This is a genomic window from Mesorhizobium sp. WSM4844 (assembly GCF_055811775.1).
This window is the reverse complement of the sequence record NZ_JBVVQB010000038.1, coordinates 36,616-50,830: the sequence shown is the minus strand read 5'-3', so window position 1 is coordinate 50,830 and position 14,215 is coordinate 36,616. Positions and strand designations below refer to the sequence as shown.

Sequence of the window (14,215 nt, the reverse complement as noted above, 5' to 3'; positions counted from 1 at the left end):
GCGCCTCTGGCGGGAGGCAATGTGCCAACGAGGATTGTCCACCGATGAACGTTGCCCAGAACATCGTCGCCGGCCTTGACCGGATACTCACCATGGAACTGGTGCGTGTCACCGAACGCGCCGCCGTTGCGGCAGCCAGATTGCGCGGACGCGGCGACGAAAAGGCCGCCGACCAGGTCGCGGTCGACGCGATGCGCGAAGAGCTCAACCGCCTCGCCATCAACGGCACGGTGGTGATCGGCGAAGGCGAGCGCGACGAGGCGCCGATGCTCTATATCGGCGAAGAGGTCGGTTCCGGCAAAGGCCCGGCGGTCGATATTGCGCTCGATCCGCTCGAAGGCACGACGATCTGCGCCAAGAACCTGCCCAATGCACTGGCGGTCATCGCCATTGCGGAAAAGGGCAGCCTTCTGTTCGCGCCCGACGTCTATATGGACAAGATCGCCATTGGCCCGGGTTATGCGGACGGCGTCATCGACATCGATGCCGCGCCGGCCGAAAACATCGCCAGCCTGGCCAGGGCCAAGGGCGTGGCGGTGTCGGAGATCACCGCCTGCATCCTCGACCGGCCGCGCCATGGCGCGCTGATCGAGGCGGTGCGCGCCACGGGCGCTGCGATCCGGCTGATCGGCGATGGTGACGTCGCCGCCGTCATCCATACCACCGATCCGGACGAAACCGGCATCGACATCTATCTCGGCACCGGCGGCGCGCCGGAGGGTGTGCTGGCGGCGGCAGCGTTGCGTTGCACCGGCGGCCAGATGCAGGGAAGGCTGATCCTCGACACGCCGCAAAAGCTGGCGCGCGCGGCGAAGATGGGCATCCTCGATCCGAAGCGGGTCTACCGCGCGCAAGACATGGCGCGCGGCGACGTGCTGTTCGCGGCAACCGGCGTGACCGACGGCAACATGCTGGCCGGCGTCAAGTTCGGCCGCAATTTTATCACCACGCATACGATCGTGCTGCGCTCGTCGTCGCGCACCGTGCGCGAGATCAAGGCCAGGCACCAGGATCTGGAAAAGTTTTGATTCCCGACTCGGCTGGCCGTCGCATATTGTGAGAAATGACAATCCGCAGACGGCGCGTCGCATGACGGGCGAAAACCGTATCTTCCTCGATGTCAGGCAGTCGGCATCAGGTGTTTCCTGGGAGCACCGGTTGACCGAGCGGCAGGACATGACCGCGCTTGCCATAGCGCAAGGCTATGGCGTGCCGGACATCGTTGCGCGCGTGCTTGCCGGGCGCGGCGTGACCGCCGAGCAGACCGAGCGGTTCCTGGATCCGACCATCCGCGATCTTTTGCCGGACCCGGCGTCGCTGACCGACATGGACAAGGCCGCCGCCCGCATCGCCGGGGCAGTCGTTGCCAGGGAAAAGGTGGCGATCTTCGGCGACTACGATGTCGACGGCGCCGCCTCGTCGGCGCTGCTCAAGCGGTTCCTCACGCATTTCTCGGTGCCTGCGGAGATCTACATACCGGACCGTATCTTCGAAGGGTACGGCCCCAATCCGGAAGCGATGCGCGAACTCGTCTCGCGCGGCGCGACGCTGATCGTCACCGTCGACTGCGGCACCAACAGCGCCGTCTCCATCGACGCGGCGAACGCTGCCGGCGCCGATGTCGTGGTGCTCGACCATCATCAGCTCGGCGGGCCGTTGCCGGCAGCGGTTGCGGTCGTCAATCCCAATCGAGAGGACGACCTTTCGGGGCAGGGCCATCTTTGTGCCGCCGGCGTCGTCTTCCTGGCGCTGGTGCAGACGGCGAAGATCCTGCGCGGCCGGTTGCCGGACGCCGCACCGCCGGACCTGCTCGGCTTGCTCGACCTCGTTGCGCTGGCCACCGTTTGCGACGTGGTGCCGCTGACCGGCGTCAACCGCGCCTTCGTGGTCAAGGGACTGCAGATCGCACGTCAGCAGCGGAACGAAGGCTTGGCGGCATTGGCGCGGGTCTCGCGCATCGGCGAGCCGGTCAGCACCTTTCATCTGGCCTATCTGATCGGCCCGCGCATCAATGCCGGTGGGCGCATCGGCGACGCAGCACTCGGTAGCCGCCTGCTCGCCACCGACGATCCCGTCGAGGCCCGCACCATCGCCGAGACGCTGGACCGGCTCAATCAGGAGCGGCAGCAGATGGAACTGGAAATGCTGGCCGCGGCACGCGCCGAGGCCGATGCCGAGCTTGCCGGCGGCAATGGCCCGGCCATCGTCGTCACCGCCAGCTCCAACTGGCATCCCGGCATCGTCGGCCTGCTGGCCTCGCGGCTCAAGGACCATGCGCGCCGGCCCGCTTTCGCCATCGCCTTCAACGCCAACGGCGTCGGCACCGGGTCCGGCCGTTCGGTGTCGGGCTTCGATCTTGGCCGGCTGGTGCGCGAGGCGGCCATTGCCGGGCTGATCGTCAAGGGCGGCGGCCATGGCATGGCGGCCGGCATCACGGTGGAGCGGGCGAAACTTGGCGCGCTCAGGGCCTTCTTCGAGGAACGAGCGGCGGCCGAGGTGTTCCGGCTGCAAGGCGAGGAAAGCCTGGCGATCGACGGCGCGCTGGCCGCCGAAGGCGCGACGCTTGGCCTGCTCGATGCACTGGAGAAAGCCGGCCCGTTCGGCGCCGGGCATGTCGCACCGGTCTTCGCGCTGCCGCGCCATCGCCTTGCCGATGCGAGGCCGGTCGGCACCAATCACATCCGTGCCGAGTTGCAGTCGGAAAGTGGCGGCCGCATCCAAGCGATCGCGTTTCGCGCCATCGACACGGCGCTCGGCGAATTCCTGTTCAAGAACAGGGGCAGGCCGGTGCATGTCGCCGGTTCGCTGTCGGGCAATCACTGGAACGGCAACCGCTCGGTGCAGTTCCGCATCGTCGATGCCGCGCGCGCCTGAGGATCGCTTCCCGATTCTGCCGCGCGGATTGCGTTTAAGCCAGAACCGCCTGCAGGCGGGCCAACTCGTCGATCTGCGCCATCGTCACCTGATAGCCGACGCGGATCGCTTCGTCGGCGCGATGGAATTCGGTCAGGCCGATATGGCTGAGTTTTGGCTGCAGCGACATATCAGGCGGGTCGCCGGCAAGACGCGCCCGCGAAATGCGGTCCTGGATGATGTTGAAGGCTTCGACCATAACCCCGGTGATGCCGAGCCGTGTCTGGTACTGGTGCCCTGTGTCGATCAGGCCGGGCCTTGGCGCGTCCTTCTCGACGACCAGTTCGCCGGCGCTGTGCTTGATGACGGCGGCGCGGCCGAACAGATCGTAGTGAAGGTTCACCGCGACCACGAGCGGCTGCTCGTAGGCGCGGCAGACCGAAACCGGGACCGGATTGACCAGCGCACCGTCGACCAGCACGCGCCCGTTGCAACTGACCGGTTCGAATACGCCGGGCAGGGCGTAGGAGGCGCGCATGGCGGTGATCAGCGATCCGCCCGACAGCCAGATTTCATGGCCGGTGCGGATCTCCGTGGTGACGCAGACGAAAGGTTTTGGCAGATCCTCGAAACGGATGCCGGCCATGTGCTCGCGCAGCCGTGCATCGAGCTTCATGCCGCCGAACAGTCCGCTGCCGCGCAGGTTGAGATCGAGAAGACCAAAAATGCGCCGCTTGGTCAGGCTTCTGGCGAATTCTTCCAGCTCATCCAGCTTGCCGGCAAGGTAGCAGCCGCCGACCAGCGCGCCGATCGAGGTGCCTGCGATCATCGACACTTCGATGCCGGCTTCGTCGAGCGCGCGCAGCACGCCGATATGGGCCCAGCCACGCGCGCAGCCGCCGCCCAATGCCAGCGAAATGCCTGTTTTCCCGGCGGGGCTCTTTTCGGATGCACCGGCGGACGATGACAGGCCATTGGCCTCCCGAACGTCTGGTCTGTTATGCAATGACGCCCATTCGAGCATCACAATCTCCCTTGTCCCGCGGCTAAATTATCGGCAGGCCGTATCGAAATCATGAATATACGTGATTGCAGTTCGGCGAATGGTTCAAATAGATGGTTCATGAGGCTTTCGATACGTTTCTTGCGTATCGAACAGCGGCTTGCTGCCATCGTTGGCAAGCGTCCCCTTGCCGTCGATCAGTCCCACCGTCCGATAAAAGCAGGAACGCCGGCCGGTGTGGCAGGTTGCGTCGTGGCCCATCACTTTGACGCGCAGCCATATTGCGTCCTGGTCACAATCCGTGAGCATCTCGACGATTTTCTGGACATTCCCGGACGTTTCGCCCTTCTTCCACAGAGCGCTGCGCGAGCGCGACCAGTAGTGGGCAATTCCGGTTTCCAGCGTCAGCGCCAGCGCCTCGGCGTTCATATGCGCGACCATCAGCAGCATGCCGTCTTCGGCATCGGTGACGACGACGGTGACCAGGCCGCCGGCATCGAAGCGCGGCGAAAAGACCGTGCTTTCTTCCAGTGCTTTCTTGTCTGATGGAGCTTTCGGAAATTCCACTGCCGACATCGCCGGTCCTTGTTCAGAGCCTCGCCGAGCACGATCGGATCGGAACGGGCGAGGCTCTGTCTTGTTGTTTGGCCATGATCTGATCCGAGAACCGGTTCTCATTTCTCGCGACCATGGCTGGCGGCCGGCGAGGCTCGTTCAGCCCCTGCCGCCGCGCACCATGGTGACGAAACGGACCTGTTCCTCGGGCGTGTCCTTGAAGACGCCGGTGAAGGTCGAGGTCAGCGTCGTGGAGCCTTCCTTGCGGATGCCGCGCATCGCCATGCACATATGCTCGGCTTCGAGCATGACGGCGACGCCGCGCGGATTGAGCACATCCTGGATGACGCCGGCGATCTGTGCGGTCATCGCTTCCTGGGTCTGCAGGCGCTGGGCAAAGATATCGACGACGCGGGCGATCTTGGACAGGCCGACGACCTTGCCGTCCGGCAGATAGCCGACATGCGCCTTGCCGATGATCGGCACCATGTGGTGCTCGCAATGCGAATGGAACGTTATATCCTTGACGAGGACAAGGTCGTCATAGCCGGCGACTTCCTCGAAGGTGCGGCCGAGTTCTTCGGCCGGGCACTTGTCGTAGCCGCCGAACATTTCACGATAGGCCTTCACCACACGCTTTGGCGTATCGACCAGGCCCTCCCGGTCCGGATTGTCGCCGGTCCAGCGCAACAGCGTGCGAACCGCGGCCTCGGCTTCGGCTTCGGTCGGCCGATCGGTGACCGGCTTTTCCATATAGGCGGAAGGGGGCATGAATTTCTTGATGACGGCATCCATAAAGGCGTCTCCCGTAGTTCCCCTCTCAGGAGGAACGAGTTGAACGGACCACGACCTTTCGGGTGTTAGAAACGTGCCCTGTTTCCAGCCCGTAAGCGGCGTGAAGTGAATTGAGCAGGGACGCGGTCGTTGGTCGCCTTGTCCATACCCGAGTACCAGCATTATATATGATCGTTGCGAGCGAAAGGAAGGCCGTCTGCGGCAATCGCTGTTCGCTCGGCGGCGACGGATTGGAAAAATATGATCGACGACGTCTACAATGCGAAAATTCTGGGATTTGCCGGGAATATCGCGCGGATCGGCCGGCTCGACCATCCCGATGCAACCGCGCGCGCGCATTCCAAGCTGTGCGGCTCGACGGTGACCGTCGATTTGAAGATGGATGACGGCATCGTCACCGATTTCGCCCATGACGTCAAAGCCTGCGCGCTTGGCCAGGCGTCGTCCTCGATCATGGCGCAGCATGTCGTCGGCGCCAGCGCGGATGAGTTGCGCAGCGTTCGCGAGACGATGCTGAAGATGCTGAAGGAAAACGGCGCACCGCCGCAAGGCCGCTTCGCCGATCTCAGATATCTCGAGCCGGTGCGTGACTACAAGGCGCGCCATGCCTCGACCATGCTGACCTTCGATGCGGTGGTCGACGCGATCGGCCAGATCGAGAAGAAGCGCGCCGAACAGGCGGCGTAGCCGTCAAATGGCGACGGATCACACGCATCAGAGGCCGCGATATACACGCAACTGGCCGGGCCCTTGGCGCAAGACCCCCGGCCGAATCCTCGGCACCTCACTCGTGCGCTTCTACCAGCTGACGCTGTCCGGCTTTGTGGGCAATTCCTGCCGGCATTTGCCGACCTGTTCCGAATACGCGCACGAAGCGATCGCCCGCCATGGGCTATGGGCCGGCGGCTGGCTGGGTTTTTTCCGCGTGCTGCGCTGCGGGCCGGGCGGAACGCATGGCATCGACCGGGTGCCGGAGGTGCTGGCCGAGCGCTATGTCTGGTTCACGCCCTGGCGGTACTGGCGGATCGGGAAAAAGGATCCGGCCGCAAACGGCTGAGCTTCCCGTATCAATTCAGCGGTGTTACCGTTCACCGGGCGAAGATGGTGGTGGTTGGGGAAATTAATGCTGAAGAGATCTTTGTCAGCTGCTTGCTTGGTGCTGTCCTTGTCTATTTCAGCCTGGGCCGACGATGCACGTGACGCCTACGAAAAAGGTGATTTTGCCACAGCATTGGAGCTGTTTCAGCCGCGTGCCGACAAGGGAGACCCTGAGGCTGAATTTCACATCGGTCGAATGTATCACTTCGGCCAAGGCGCAATAAAGAAAGACCTGAAAAAAGCCGCCGAATGGTACAGCAAATCGGCTGCTCAGAGGTTCGCTCGGGCGCAAAATAACCTGGCTGTTCTTTACGTGCAAGGTGACGGAGTTTCTAAGGATGTTGCCAAGGCAATAGAACTATACCGCAAGGCCGCCGACCAAGGTTTCGCTCCTGCTCAAACTAATTTGGCGAACGCTTTTCGTAGTGGTCAGGGTGTGCCGCAGGATTATGGAAAGGCGACAGAGTTGTATCGCAAGGCCGCCGACCAAGGGTTCGCTCCTGCTCAAACCGGTTTGGCTATCCTTTTTTACAATGGTCAGGGTGTACCGCAGGATTATGGAAAGGCGGCAGAGTTGTATCGCAAAGCCGCCGACCAAGGGTTCGCTCCTGCTCAAACTAATTTGGCTATCCTTTTTTACAATGGTCAGGGTGTGCCGCAGGATCATGGAAAGGCAGTTGAACTGTATCGCAAAGCTGCCGATCAAGGCTTTGCGAACGCTGAGGTGGCACTGGGCGAAATGCTTGAACGAGGGCTGGGAGTGGCCAAAGATCCTTCGCAGGCAGCCATTTGGTACCGTAGGGCCGCGGATCAGGGACTCGCGGATGCACAAACTCGGTTAGGCGCAATGCTCTTGGTTGGTAGGGGCATTCCTAAAAATGATGTAGAGTCGGTAGCCTGGTTTCGTAAAGCCGCCGACCAAGGTTATGCCAACGCACAAAGCTATTTAGGTGCAGCCTATGACTTCGGTTACGGTCTGCGGGAAGACTACCACCAAGCTGCTATCTGGTACCGCAAGGCGGCTGAACAGGGAAATGCGCCAGCCATAACAAGTTTGGCTTCTATGTATCAGAGGGGCCGCGGGCTGCTAAAGAATGACGAAGAGGCTGCGAGGCTGTATCGACAAGCGGCCGAACAAGGTTTCGCACCTGCACAGAACGGGCTCGGAGAAATGCTTCGAGATGGCCGCGGCGTAAAGCAAGACTATACTGAATCTGTTGTCTGGTTTCGTAAAGCCGCTGCGCAAAATCAAATGAGCGGAATTCACAATTTAGGACTTGCGTATGCATATGGCCTGGGCGTGGCCAGAAATGTTAGCGAGGGTGAGTCCTGGCTGCGAAAGGCCGCTAAGATGGGCTATGCACCGGCACCCAAGGCGCTAGAGAAATTACGTCAATTGCAATGACTATTTACGATTTGCAAACCTTAACCGCACGTTGCGCATTTAAGACAAAATCGAGACAAGACGCCTCGCTAAGCCGCTCCTGATAGCCATCAGGAGAGATTGCCAATGCGCCAGATAGACCGCCGTCCATTCGTTTTCGCAGTGGTTATCTACCTTCTGGCCTGGCTTTTTGGTTTTCCGATCCGCGCACAATCGGCGCCGCTGGGAAAGGTCGAATGCACGCTGATCCTGGATGCTGCAAGCGGTGAAACGCTGTATCGGGACGGGGTCTGCGACCAGCGCTTCAGTCCCGCCTCGACTTTCAAGGTCCCCTTGGCCCTGATCGGCTATGACGCGGGAGTCCTGAGCGACGAGCACACGCCGGCCTGGGACTACAAGCCCGAGTTCAAGGCGGCAAAGCGGGATCAGAAAACCGTCGACCCGACGATCTGGGAAAAAGACTCGGTGCTGTGGTTTTCGCAGGAAATCACCCGCCGGCTCGGCAACGAGCGGTTTGCCGGCTATGTCTCGAAATTCGACTACGGCAATACCGATGTTGCCGGCACTGCCGGCAAGAATGATGGCCTCACCCGGTCCTGGGTGAATTCCTCCCTCGAGATATCGCCGGTCGAACAGGCAAACTTCCTGCGCCGGCTGCTTGCCGGCGAACTGCCGGTTTCGGCCAAAGCCCACGCGATGACCAAAGCGATCTTGCCGACCTTCCGGTCAGGTGGCTGGACGGTGCAGGGCAAGACCGGGACCACCAGGCTTGGCGAAAGCGCCGACAAGGGCCCGCTTGGCTGGCGCTCGCTTGGCTGGTTTGTCGGCTGGGCCAACAAGGATACGCGCAGCATCGTCTTTGCCCGCCTGGTAATCGATACGAAACGTTCCGATACGCCGAAGGGGCCTCAGGCGCGGACGATGTTCCTGAAAGTGCTGCCGAATCTCATCAACAACAGCAAGTGATCGGCCATTCGCCTTTACGGCACGAAAATCTGCCCATAAAAGACTGCCGCCGGACGCATCCGGCTTTTTACTTTATGCATGTCGTCGGCCAAAAACCGCTGCACACTTTTGGGCGACATGCATTCACCACCCGCGCTCGTTTGCGGGACTGGATAGGAGAATTTTATGCTGAATTCCGTTTCCGTGACATTTCCCGATGGCTCCGTCCACGACTACGAAGCGGCGATGACCGGCGCCGGCCTGGCGGAATCGATCTCGAAGTCGCTGGCCAGGAAGGCGGTCGCCTACTCGATCGATGGCGTGGTGCGCGATCTTTCCGACCCGCTCGGCAAGTCCGGCAAGGTCGAGATCATCACCCGCGAAGACCCGCGCGCACTGGAACTCATCCGACATGACGCAGCGCACGTGCTGGCCGAAGCCGTGCAGGAATTGTGGCCGGGCACGCAGGTGACCATCGGCCCGGTGATCGAGAACGGGTTCTACTATGATTTTGCCCGCAACGAGCCGTTCACGCCCGACGATTTCCCGGTGATCGAGAAGAAGATGCGCGAGATCATCGCGCGTAACAAGCCGTTCACCAAAGAGGTCTGGTCGCGCGAGAAGGCGAAGAAGATCTTCGCCGACAAGGGCGAGCGCTACAAGCTGGAACTGATCGACGCCATTCCCGAAGATCAGGACCTAAAAATCTATGCGCAGGGCGATTGGTTCGACCTCTGCCGCGGCCCGCATATGGTCTCGACCGGACAGATCGGCAGCGCCTTCAAGCTGATGAAGGTGGCTGGCGCCTATTGGCGCGGCGATTCGAACAACCCGATGCTGACCCGCATCTACGGCACGGCCTGGGCCGATCAGGCGCAGCTCGATGCCTATCAGACCATGCTGGAGGAAGCCGAAAAGCGCGACCACAGGAAGCTCGGCCGCGAGATGGACCTGTTCCATTTCCAGGAGGAGGGGCCGGGCGTCGTCTTTTGGCATGCCAAGGGCTGGAGACTGTTCCAGAACCTGGTCAACTACATGCGCCGCCGCCTCGACGAGCAGGGCTATCAGGAAGTCAACGCGCCGCAAGTGCTCGACAAGAGTCTGTGGGAGACGTCAGGTCACTGGGGCTGGTACCGGGACAATATGTTCAAGGTGACGGTTGCCGGCGACGACACCGACGACGACCGGATGTTTGCACTGAAGCCGATGAACTGCCCCGGCCACGTCCAGATCTTCAAGCACGGTCTGAAGTCCTACCGCGATCTGCCGGTAAAACTTGCGGAATTCGGCAATGTGCATCGCTATGAGCCGTCCGGCGCGCTGCATGGGCTGATGCGCGTGCGCGGCTTTACCCAGGACGATGCCCACATCTTCTGCACCGAGGAACAGCTCGCCGACGAGTGCATCAAGATCAACGACCTGATCCTGTCGACCTATGCCGATTTCGGCTTCGACGAAATCACCGTCAAGCTGGCGACGCGTCCCGAAAAACGGGTCGGCACCGACGCTATGTGGGATCATGCCGAGGGCGTGCTGCAGGACGTGCTCGACAAGATCGCAGCGCGGTCGGGCAACCGGATCAAGACCGGCGTCAATCCGGGCGAGGGCACGTTCTACGGGCCAAAATTCGAATATGTGCTGAAGGACGCCATCGGCCGCGATTGGCAATGCGGGACCACGCAGGTCGATTTCAACCTGCCGGAACGGTTCGGCGCCTTCTACATCGGCTCGGATTCGGAAAAAAAGCAGCCGGTGATGGTGCATCGCGCCATCTGCGGCTCGATGGAGCGCTTCCTCGGCATCCTGATCGAGAACTATTCCGGCCATTTCCCGCTGTGGTTCGCGCCGCTGCAAGTGGTGGTTGCAACGATCACCTCCGATGCCGACGACTACGCGCAAAAGGTCGTCGCGCAGCTGAAGGCGGCCGGACTGTTGGCGGAAGCCGATCTTCGCAACGAGAAGATCAACTACAAGGTCCGCGAGCACAGCCTGGCCAAGGTTCCGGTCATCCTCGTCTGCGGCAAGCGCGAGGCGGAGGAAGAGACGGTCAACATCCGTCGGCTCGGCTCGCGCGACCAGGAGTCGCTTGGCCTTGGCCAGGCAGTGGCAATGCTTGCCGAAGAGGCGGTGACGCCCGACCGCAGGCGCAAACGAGTGGCCTGAGTTCAGCCGGATTGTCGACGAAATGGCGGTGGAGCGATCCACCGCCATTTTCAGATACCCGCCAATTCATACGCTTGTCACGCCAGCCTAGTAACGAGCCTCATGCTCAAGCTGAAGATGCGCGAAAGACCGTTTCCCGAGCTTTCCTATGCCAGCCCGCATCAGCCGGCATTGACGCGCTGGTTCATCCACTCCATCGAAGGCCTGTCCGGCCGCGACCGCTTCGGGGCGCTCTATGACTTTTGGCGCCGCCATGTGGCGCCGAGCGGCGAGCGCGTGTTCAGCCGCATGCTGGAGCTGATCGATGTCAGGGTGCGGACCACCGGCCAATGGCCGCCGGAAAAATTGCCTGACACGCCGCTGGTGATCGTCGCCAACCACCCGTTCGGCATCGGCGACGGCATTGCGGTGCTGTCGCTGGCCGAGCAGCTTCAGCGCCCGTTCCGTGTCATGATCCACAAGGATCTGCTCAAGATCCGCGAGATGGAGCCCTATTCGCTGCCGATCGACTTTTCCGAGACCAAGGACGCGCTCAGGAACAACATGGCGGTGCGCCATGAGGCGGTGCGGCTGCTGAAAGACGGCGTCATCATCGTCGTCTTCCCCGCGGGCGGCGTCGCCACCGCGCCGAAAGGTTTTGGCCGGGCGCGCGACCTGCCGTGGAAGATGTTTCCGGCCCGTCTCGTTAGGGATGCCAAGGCGTCGGTTGTCCCAATGCACTTTTCCGGCCAGAACGGGCGGCTGTTCCACCTGGTCAGCGGACCCATGAACCTGGCCGAGCGTGACGGGCGCGTCGCGAAGTTCGTCGGCAGGGCTTCGCTGACCCTGCGTACTTCGCTGCTCATCCACGAATTCGGTCGGCTGTCCGGCAAATCGATCGACGTGCGCGTCGGCGACGTGCTGGGATGGGACGAACTGGAGCAGGTGGGCGACCGCAAGGCTTTGCTCGAGCGGCTTTACCGGGCTGTCTTCGATCTGGCTCCGGCCGAATCGCGCGGCCGCGGCCAGTTTCTGCCGCAACGCATGCGTAACGCGGCTTGATCGGCAATCATACGCTGCTGGACCGGTTCCCGCACAGGGTTCGGACGTCTAGTCCGCGCCTTCCTGAGGATCGATCGCCGAGGCCTCCGTGGCCAAAACCTGTATTTCCTGGTTCTGCCCGGCCACGACCGCAAAATCTTTCTGGTAGATGCGGTCGCGGTTCTTGGCGATGATGGTGTAGTCGCCCTCGGCAAGCACCATCGAAGCAAAGGCGCCGACGGTTTCCTGGATGGGATCGCCGGATTCGTTGAGCAACGACCAGGAGGTGTCGGCGATCGCCTCTCCGCCCGGCTCGCGCACCAGCTTCATGGTCATCTCCGCCGCACGATGCTCGACGGCTGCTTCGGTCAGCTTGCCGGCCTCGACGCGGATGTCGGAGCGGATGACCGCATTCACCGAGCCATAAGTCGAGACGACGTGATAGACGCCCGCGTTCAGCCGCACGACGCTGTTCGGCTCGACGTCGGGTATGATCAGGGCGCGATCGTGATTGGCCTCGGCCTGGCCTTCATAGATCGAAAAGCGCAATTTCTTCGGCGGTATGCGCACCCCGCCTGACAGCACGGCGTCGAGCTTGAGTCCGCCGGCATCGAGCACGAGGCTTTCGCGCTTGGCGTCCTTGCCGACGGTGATGCGCTTGGTGGCTCCGGCCCGGCCGTAAGAGGCGTGGACCAGATAGCTGCCGGGCTCGAGCTGGAACACCGCGCTGCCGCCATGGGCGGAAGCGACCATCGGCAGCTTGCCGTCGCCGGTGGCGTCAGGCTTGAAGACGCGCCAGACGATGCCGCGTGTGATGTCGGCGCCCTTGTCGGTCAATTGCGCCGACAGCGTGATCGCCCCGCTGCTTGCCGCTGCCAGCGGTGCCTCGCTTTTTGGGGGCGCATAGTTCGACATTCCGGGAAGTTTCAGATCACCGAGGCCGTCCGCATCCTGCGCGACGGCAAGCGAAACCGGCACCATCAACAGTGCGGCTGCGAGCCAGATCGGGAAAAGTCGCGATGTCCCCTCAAACATGGCTTGCGTTGAAGCCCAAGGCGGTGGCAATTTCAAGGCTCAAAAGTCCGATCAGCTTCTACTGGAGGGCTCTTTGTGCGGCGCGCCGCGCCAAGCCCGAGCCGCCCGATGCCCCGATGGTGCGCTTCAGCTCAAATTCCAAGGAGACTTGCGCCCATGGCGTCGCCGATCATCGACTTTCTGCTGACCCGAAATTCCGCGCCGATCCCGGAGTTGAAGGAACCGGCGCCCAGCGACGCTCACATCGCGACGATGATTGCAGCCGCCTCGCGGGTGCCGGACCACGGTCGGCTCGAGCCCTGGCGCTTCATCCTCTACCGGGGCGAGGCGCGCGTCGAGATCGGCAAGAAGCTGGCAGCCCTTGCCGCACAGCGCGAAGGGCCGCTGCCGGAAGGCCGCCATAACCAGGAACTGGCGCGTTTTTCGCGCGCGCCTCTGGTGATCGGCGTGGTGTCGAGCCCGAAGGAGAACCCAAAAATCCCGCAATGGGAAATGTTCCTGTCCGGCGGCATGGCGGCGATGAACCTGATGCTATCAGCCAATGCGCTGGGCTATGGCACCAACATGATCAGCAACTGGTATTCCGACGTGCCGGAGGGCAGGGCGATCCTGGGGCTGGCGCCGCATGAGAGGGTGGTCGGCTTCATCCATATCGGCTCCTATCAGGGGCCGGCGCCGGAGCGGCCGCGGCCGGATCCGGCAAAACTCTATGGCGATTATGCAGGGCCATGGGTGGGCTGAATGTTCTACGAGCCGGCAAAGGGGCATGGGCTGCCGCATGATCCGTCCAAGGCGATCGTGGCGCCACGGCCGATCGGCTGGATCTCGACGGTGAACAAGGCCGGCGAGGTCAACCTCGCCCCCTATTCGTTCTTCAATGCTTTTTCGACGCGGCCCTTCATCGTCTGGTTTTCGTCCGAAGGCGAGAAGGACAGCGCCACCTTCGCCGAAGAAACGGGCGAGTTCGTCGCCAATCTCGTCAGCCGCGATCTCGCTGAAAAAATGGTCCGCACCGCAGTCGATGCGCCGCGCGGCGTCACCGAATTCGACTATGCCGATCTCGCCATGGCGCCGTCGCGGCTGGTTGCGCCACCCCGCGTGGCGGCGGCGCCCGCGGCGCTTGAATGCCGGGTGACGGAGATCATGCGTCCAAAGGCGCTGGACGGGACACCGACCGGCGCCATCGTCGTTGCCGGCGAAGTCGTCGGTGTGCATATCGACGATGCCTTCCTGAAGGACGGCATCTTCGATATCGTCAGGGCGGGCAATGTCGGCCGTCTCGGCTATATGGATTATGCCAGCGTCAGCGAGATCTTCTCGATGCGCCGGCCTCATTGGGGAAGGGATTAGAACCTGATCTCCGA

General features: G+C 62.2%; 14 protein-coding genes. 10 read left to right on the top strand and 4 right to left on the bottom strand.

Features of this window, described 5'->3' with window-relative positions:
* The first annotated feature begins 44 nt into the window (after positions 1-44).
* Both glpX and recJ read left to right on the top strand, forming a co-directional pair.
* Positions 45-1,028, top strand: a complete 984-nt coding sequence (gene glpX / locus AC0L2A_RS24935) for a class II fructose-bisphosphatase (protein WP_473611076.1) — start codon at positions 45-47, stop codon at positions 1,026-1,028.
* Between the two features lie 61 nt (positions 1,029-1,089).
* Positions 1,090-2,874, top strand: a complete 1,785-nt coding sequence (gene recJ / locus AC0L2A_RS24930; RefSeq protein ID WP_473611075.1) for a single-stranded-DNA-specific exonuclease RecJ — start codon at positions 1,090-1,092, stop codon at positions 2,872-2,874.
* A 34-nt stretch (positions 2,875-2,908) separates the two neighbouring features.
* On the opposite strand, the gene AC0L2A_RS24925 is transcribed toward recJ, so the two are convergent.
* From AC0L2A_RS24925 to folE, 3 genes are all read right to left on the bottom strand, one after another.
* Positions 2,909-3,877 carry a patatin family protein gene (locus tag AC0L2A_RS24925; RefSeq protein WP_473611074.1) on the bottom strand — a complete coding sequence of 323 codons (969 nt, stop codon included), beginning with the start codon at positions 3,875-3,877 and terminating at the stop codon, positions 2,909-2,911.
* A gap of 84 nt (positions 3,878-3,961) precedes the next feature.
* Positions 3,962-4,432 carry a phosphoribosyl-AMP cyclohydrolase gene (gene hisI, locus AC0L2A_RS24920; RefSeq protein WP_023801042.1) on the bottom strand — a complete coding sequence of 157 codons (471 nt, stop codon included), beginning with the start codon at positions 4,430-4,432 and terminating at the stop codon, positions 3,962-3,964.
* A gap of 138 nt (positions 4,433-4,570) precedes the next feature.
* Positions 4,571-5,206, bottom strand: coding sequence for a GTP cyclohydrolase I FolE (folE, locus tag AC0L2A_RS24915; RefSeq protein WP_023801043.1), 636 nt, complete (start codon positions 5,204-5,206; stop codon positions 4,571-4,573).
* A gap of 240 nt (positions 5,207-5,446) precedes the next feature.
* Here folE and AC0L2A_RS24910 point away from each other — a divergent pair, with 240 nt between their 5' ends.
* From AC0L2A_RS24910 to AC0L2A_RS24885, 6 genes are all read left to right on the top strand, one after another.
* On the top strand, positions 5,447-5,893 hold the full coding sequence (locus AC0L2A_RS24910) for an iron-sulfur cluster assembly scaffold protein (RefSeq protein ID WP_023801044.1): 447 nt from the start codon (positions 5,447-5,449) through the stop codon (positions 5,891-5,893).
* Between the two features lie 7 nt (positions 5,894-5,900).
* Positions 5,901-6,263, top strand: coding sequence for a membrane protein insertion efficiency factor YidD (gene yidD, locus AC0L2A_RS24905; protein ID WP_473611073.1), 363 nt, complete (start codon positions 5,901-5,903; stop codon positions 6,261-6,263).
* 66 nt (positions 6,264-6,329) lie between these two features.
* Positions 6,330-7,709 (top strand): tetratricopeptide repeat protein, encoded by a 1,380-nt coding sequence (locus AC0L2A_RS24900; RefSeq protein WP_473611072.1) that lies wholly within the window; start codon positions 6,330-6,332, stop codon positions 7,707-7,709.
* A 105-nt stretch (positions 7,710-7,814) separates the two neighbouring features.
* The gene (gene blaOXA / locus AC0L2A_RS24895; protein ID WP_473611071.1) at positions 7,815-8,654 is read left to right on the top strand and encodes a class D beta-lactamase; all 840 of its coding nucleotides are present in this window, start codon (positions 7,815-7,817) and stop codon (positions 8,652-8,654) included.
* A gap of 165 nt (positions 8,655-8,819) precedes the next feature.
* Entirely contained in the window at positions 8,820-10,796 is a 1,977-nt protein-coding gene (thrS, locus tag AC0L2A_RS24890) for a threonine--tRNA ligase (protein ID WP_473611070.1), read from the top strand.
* Positions 10,797-10,898: 102 nt separating this feature from the next.
* Entirely contained in the window at positions 10,899-11,837 is a 939-nt protein-coding gene (locus AC0L2A_RS24885) for a lysophospholipid acyltransferase family protein (protein ID WP_473611069.1), read from the top strand.
* 48 nt (positions 11,838-11,885) lie between these two features.
* Here AC0L2A_RS24885 and AC0L2A_RS24880 read toward each other — a convergent pair whose 3' ends face one another.
* Positions 11,886-12,851 (bottom strand): hypothetical protein, encoded by a 966-nt coding sequence (locus tag AC0L2A_RS24880; protein WP_473611067.1) that lies wholly within the window; start codon positions 12,849-12,851, stop codon positions 11,886-11,888.
* Between the two features lie 156 nt (positions 12,852-13,007).
* On the opposite strand from AC0L2A_RS24880, the gene AC0L2A_RS24875 reads away from it, so the two are divergent.
* Together AC0L2A_RS24875 and AC0L2A_RS24870 are read left to right on the top strand one after the other, a co-directional pair.
* On the top strand, positions 13,008-13,592 hold the full coding sequence (locus tag AC0L2A_RS24875) for a nitroreductase family protein (protein WP_473611066.1): 585 nt from the start codon (positions 13,008-13,010) through the stop codon (positions 13,590-13,592).
* Positions 13,593-14,201 carry a flavin reductase family protein gene (locus AC0L2A_RS24870; RefSeq protein ID WP_473611065.1) on the top strand — a complete coding sequence of 203 codons (609 nt, stop codon included), beginning with the start codon at positions 13,593-13,595 and terminating at the stop codon, positions 14,199-14,201.
* Positions 14,202-14,215 lie beyond the last annotated feature (14 nt).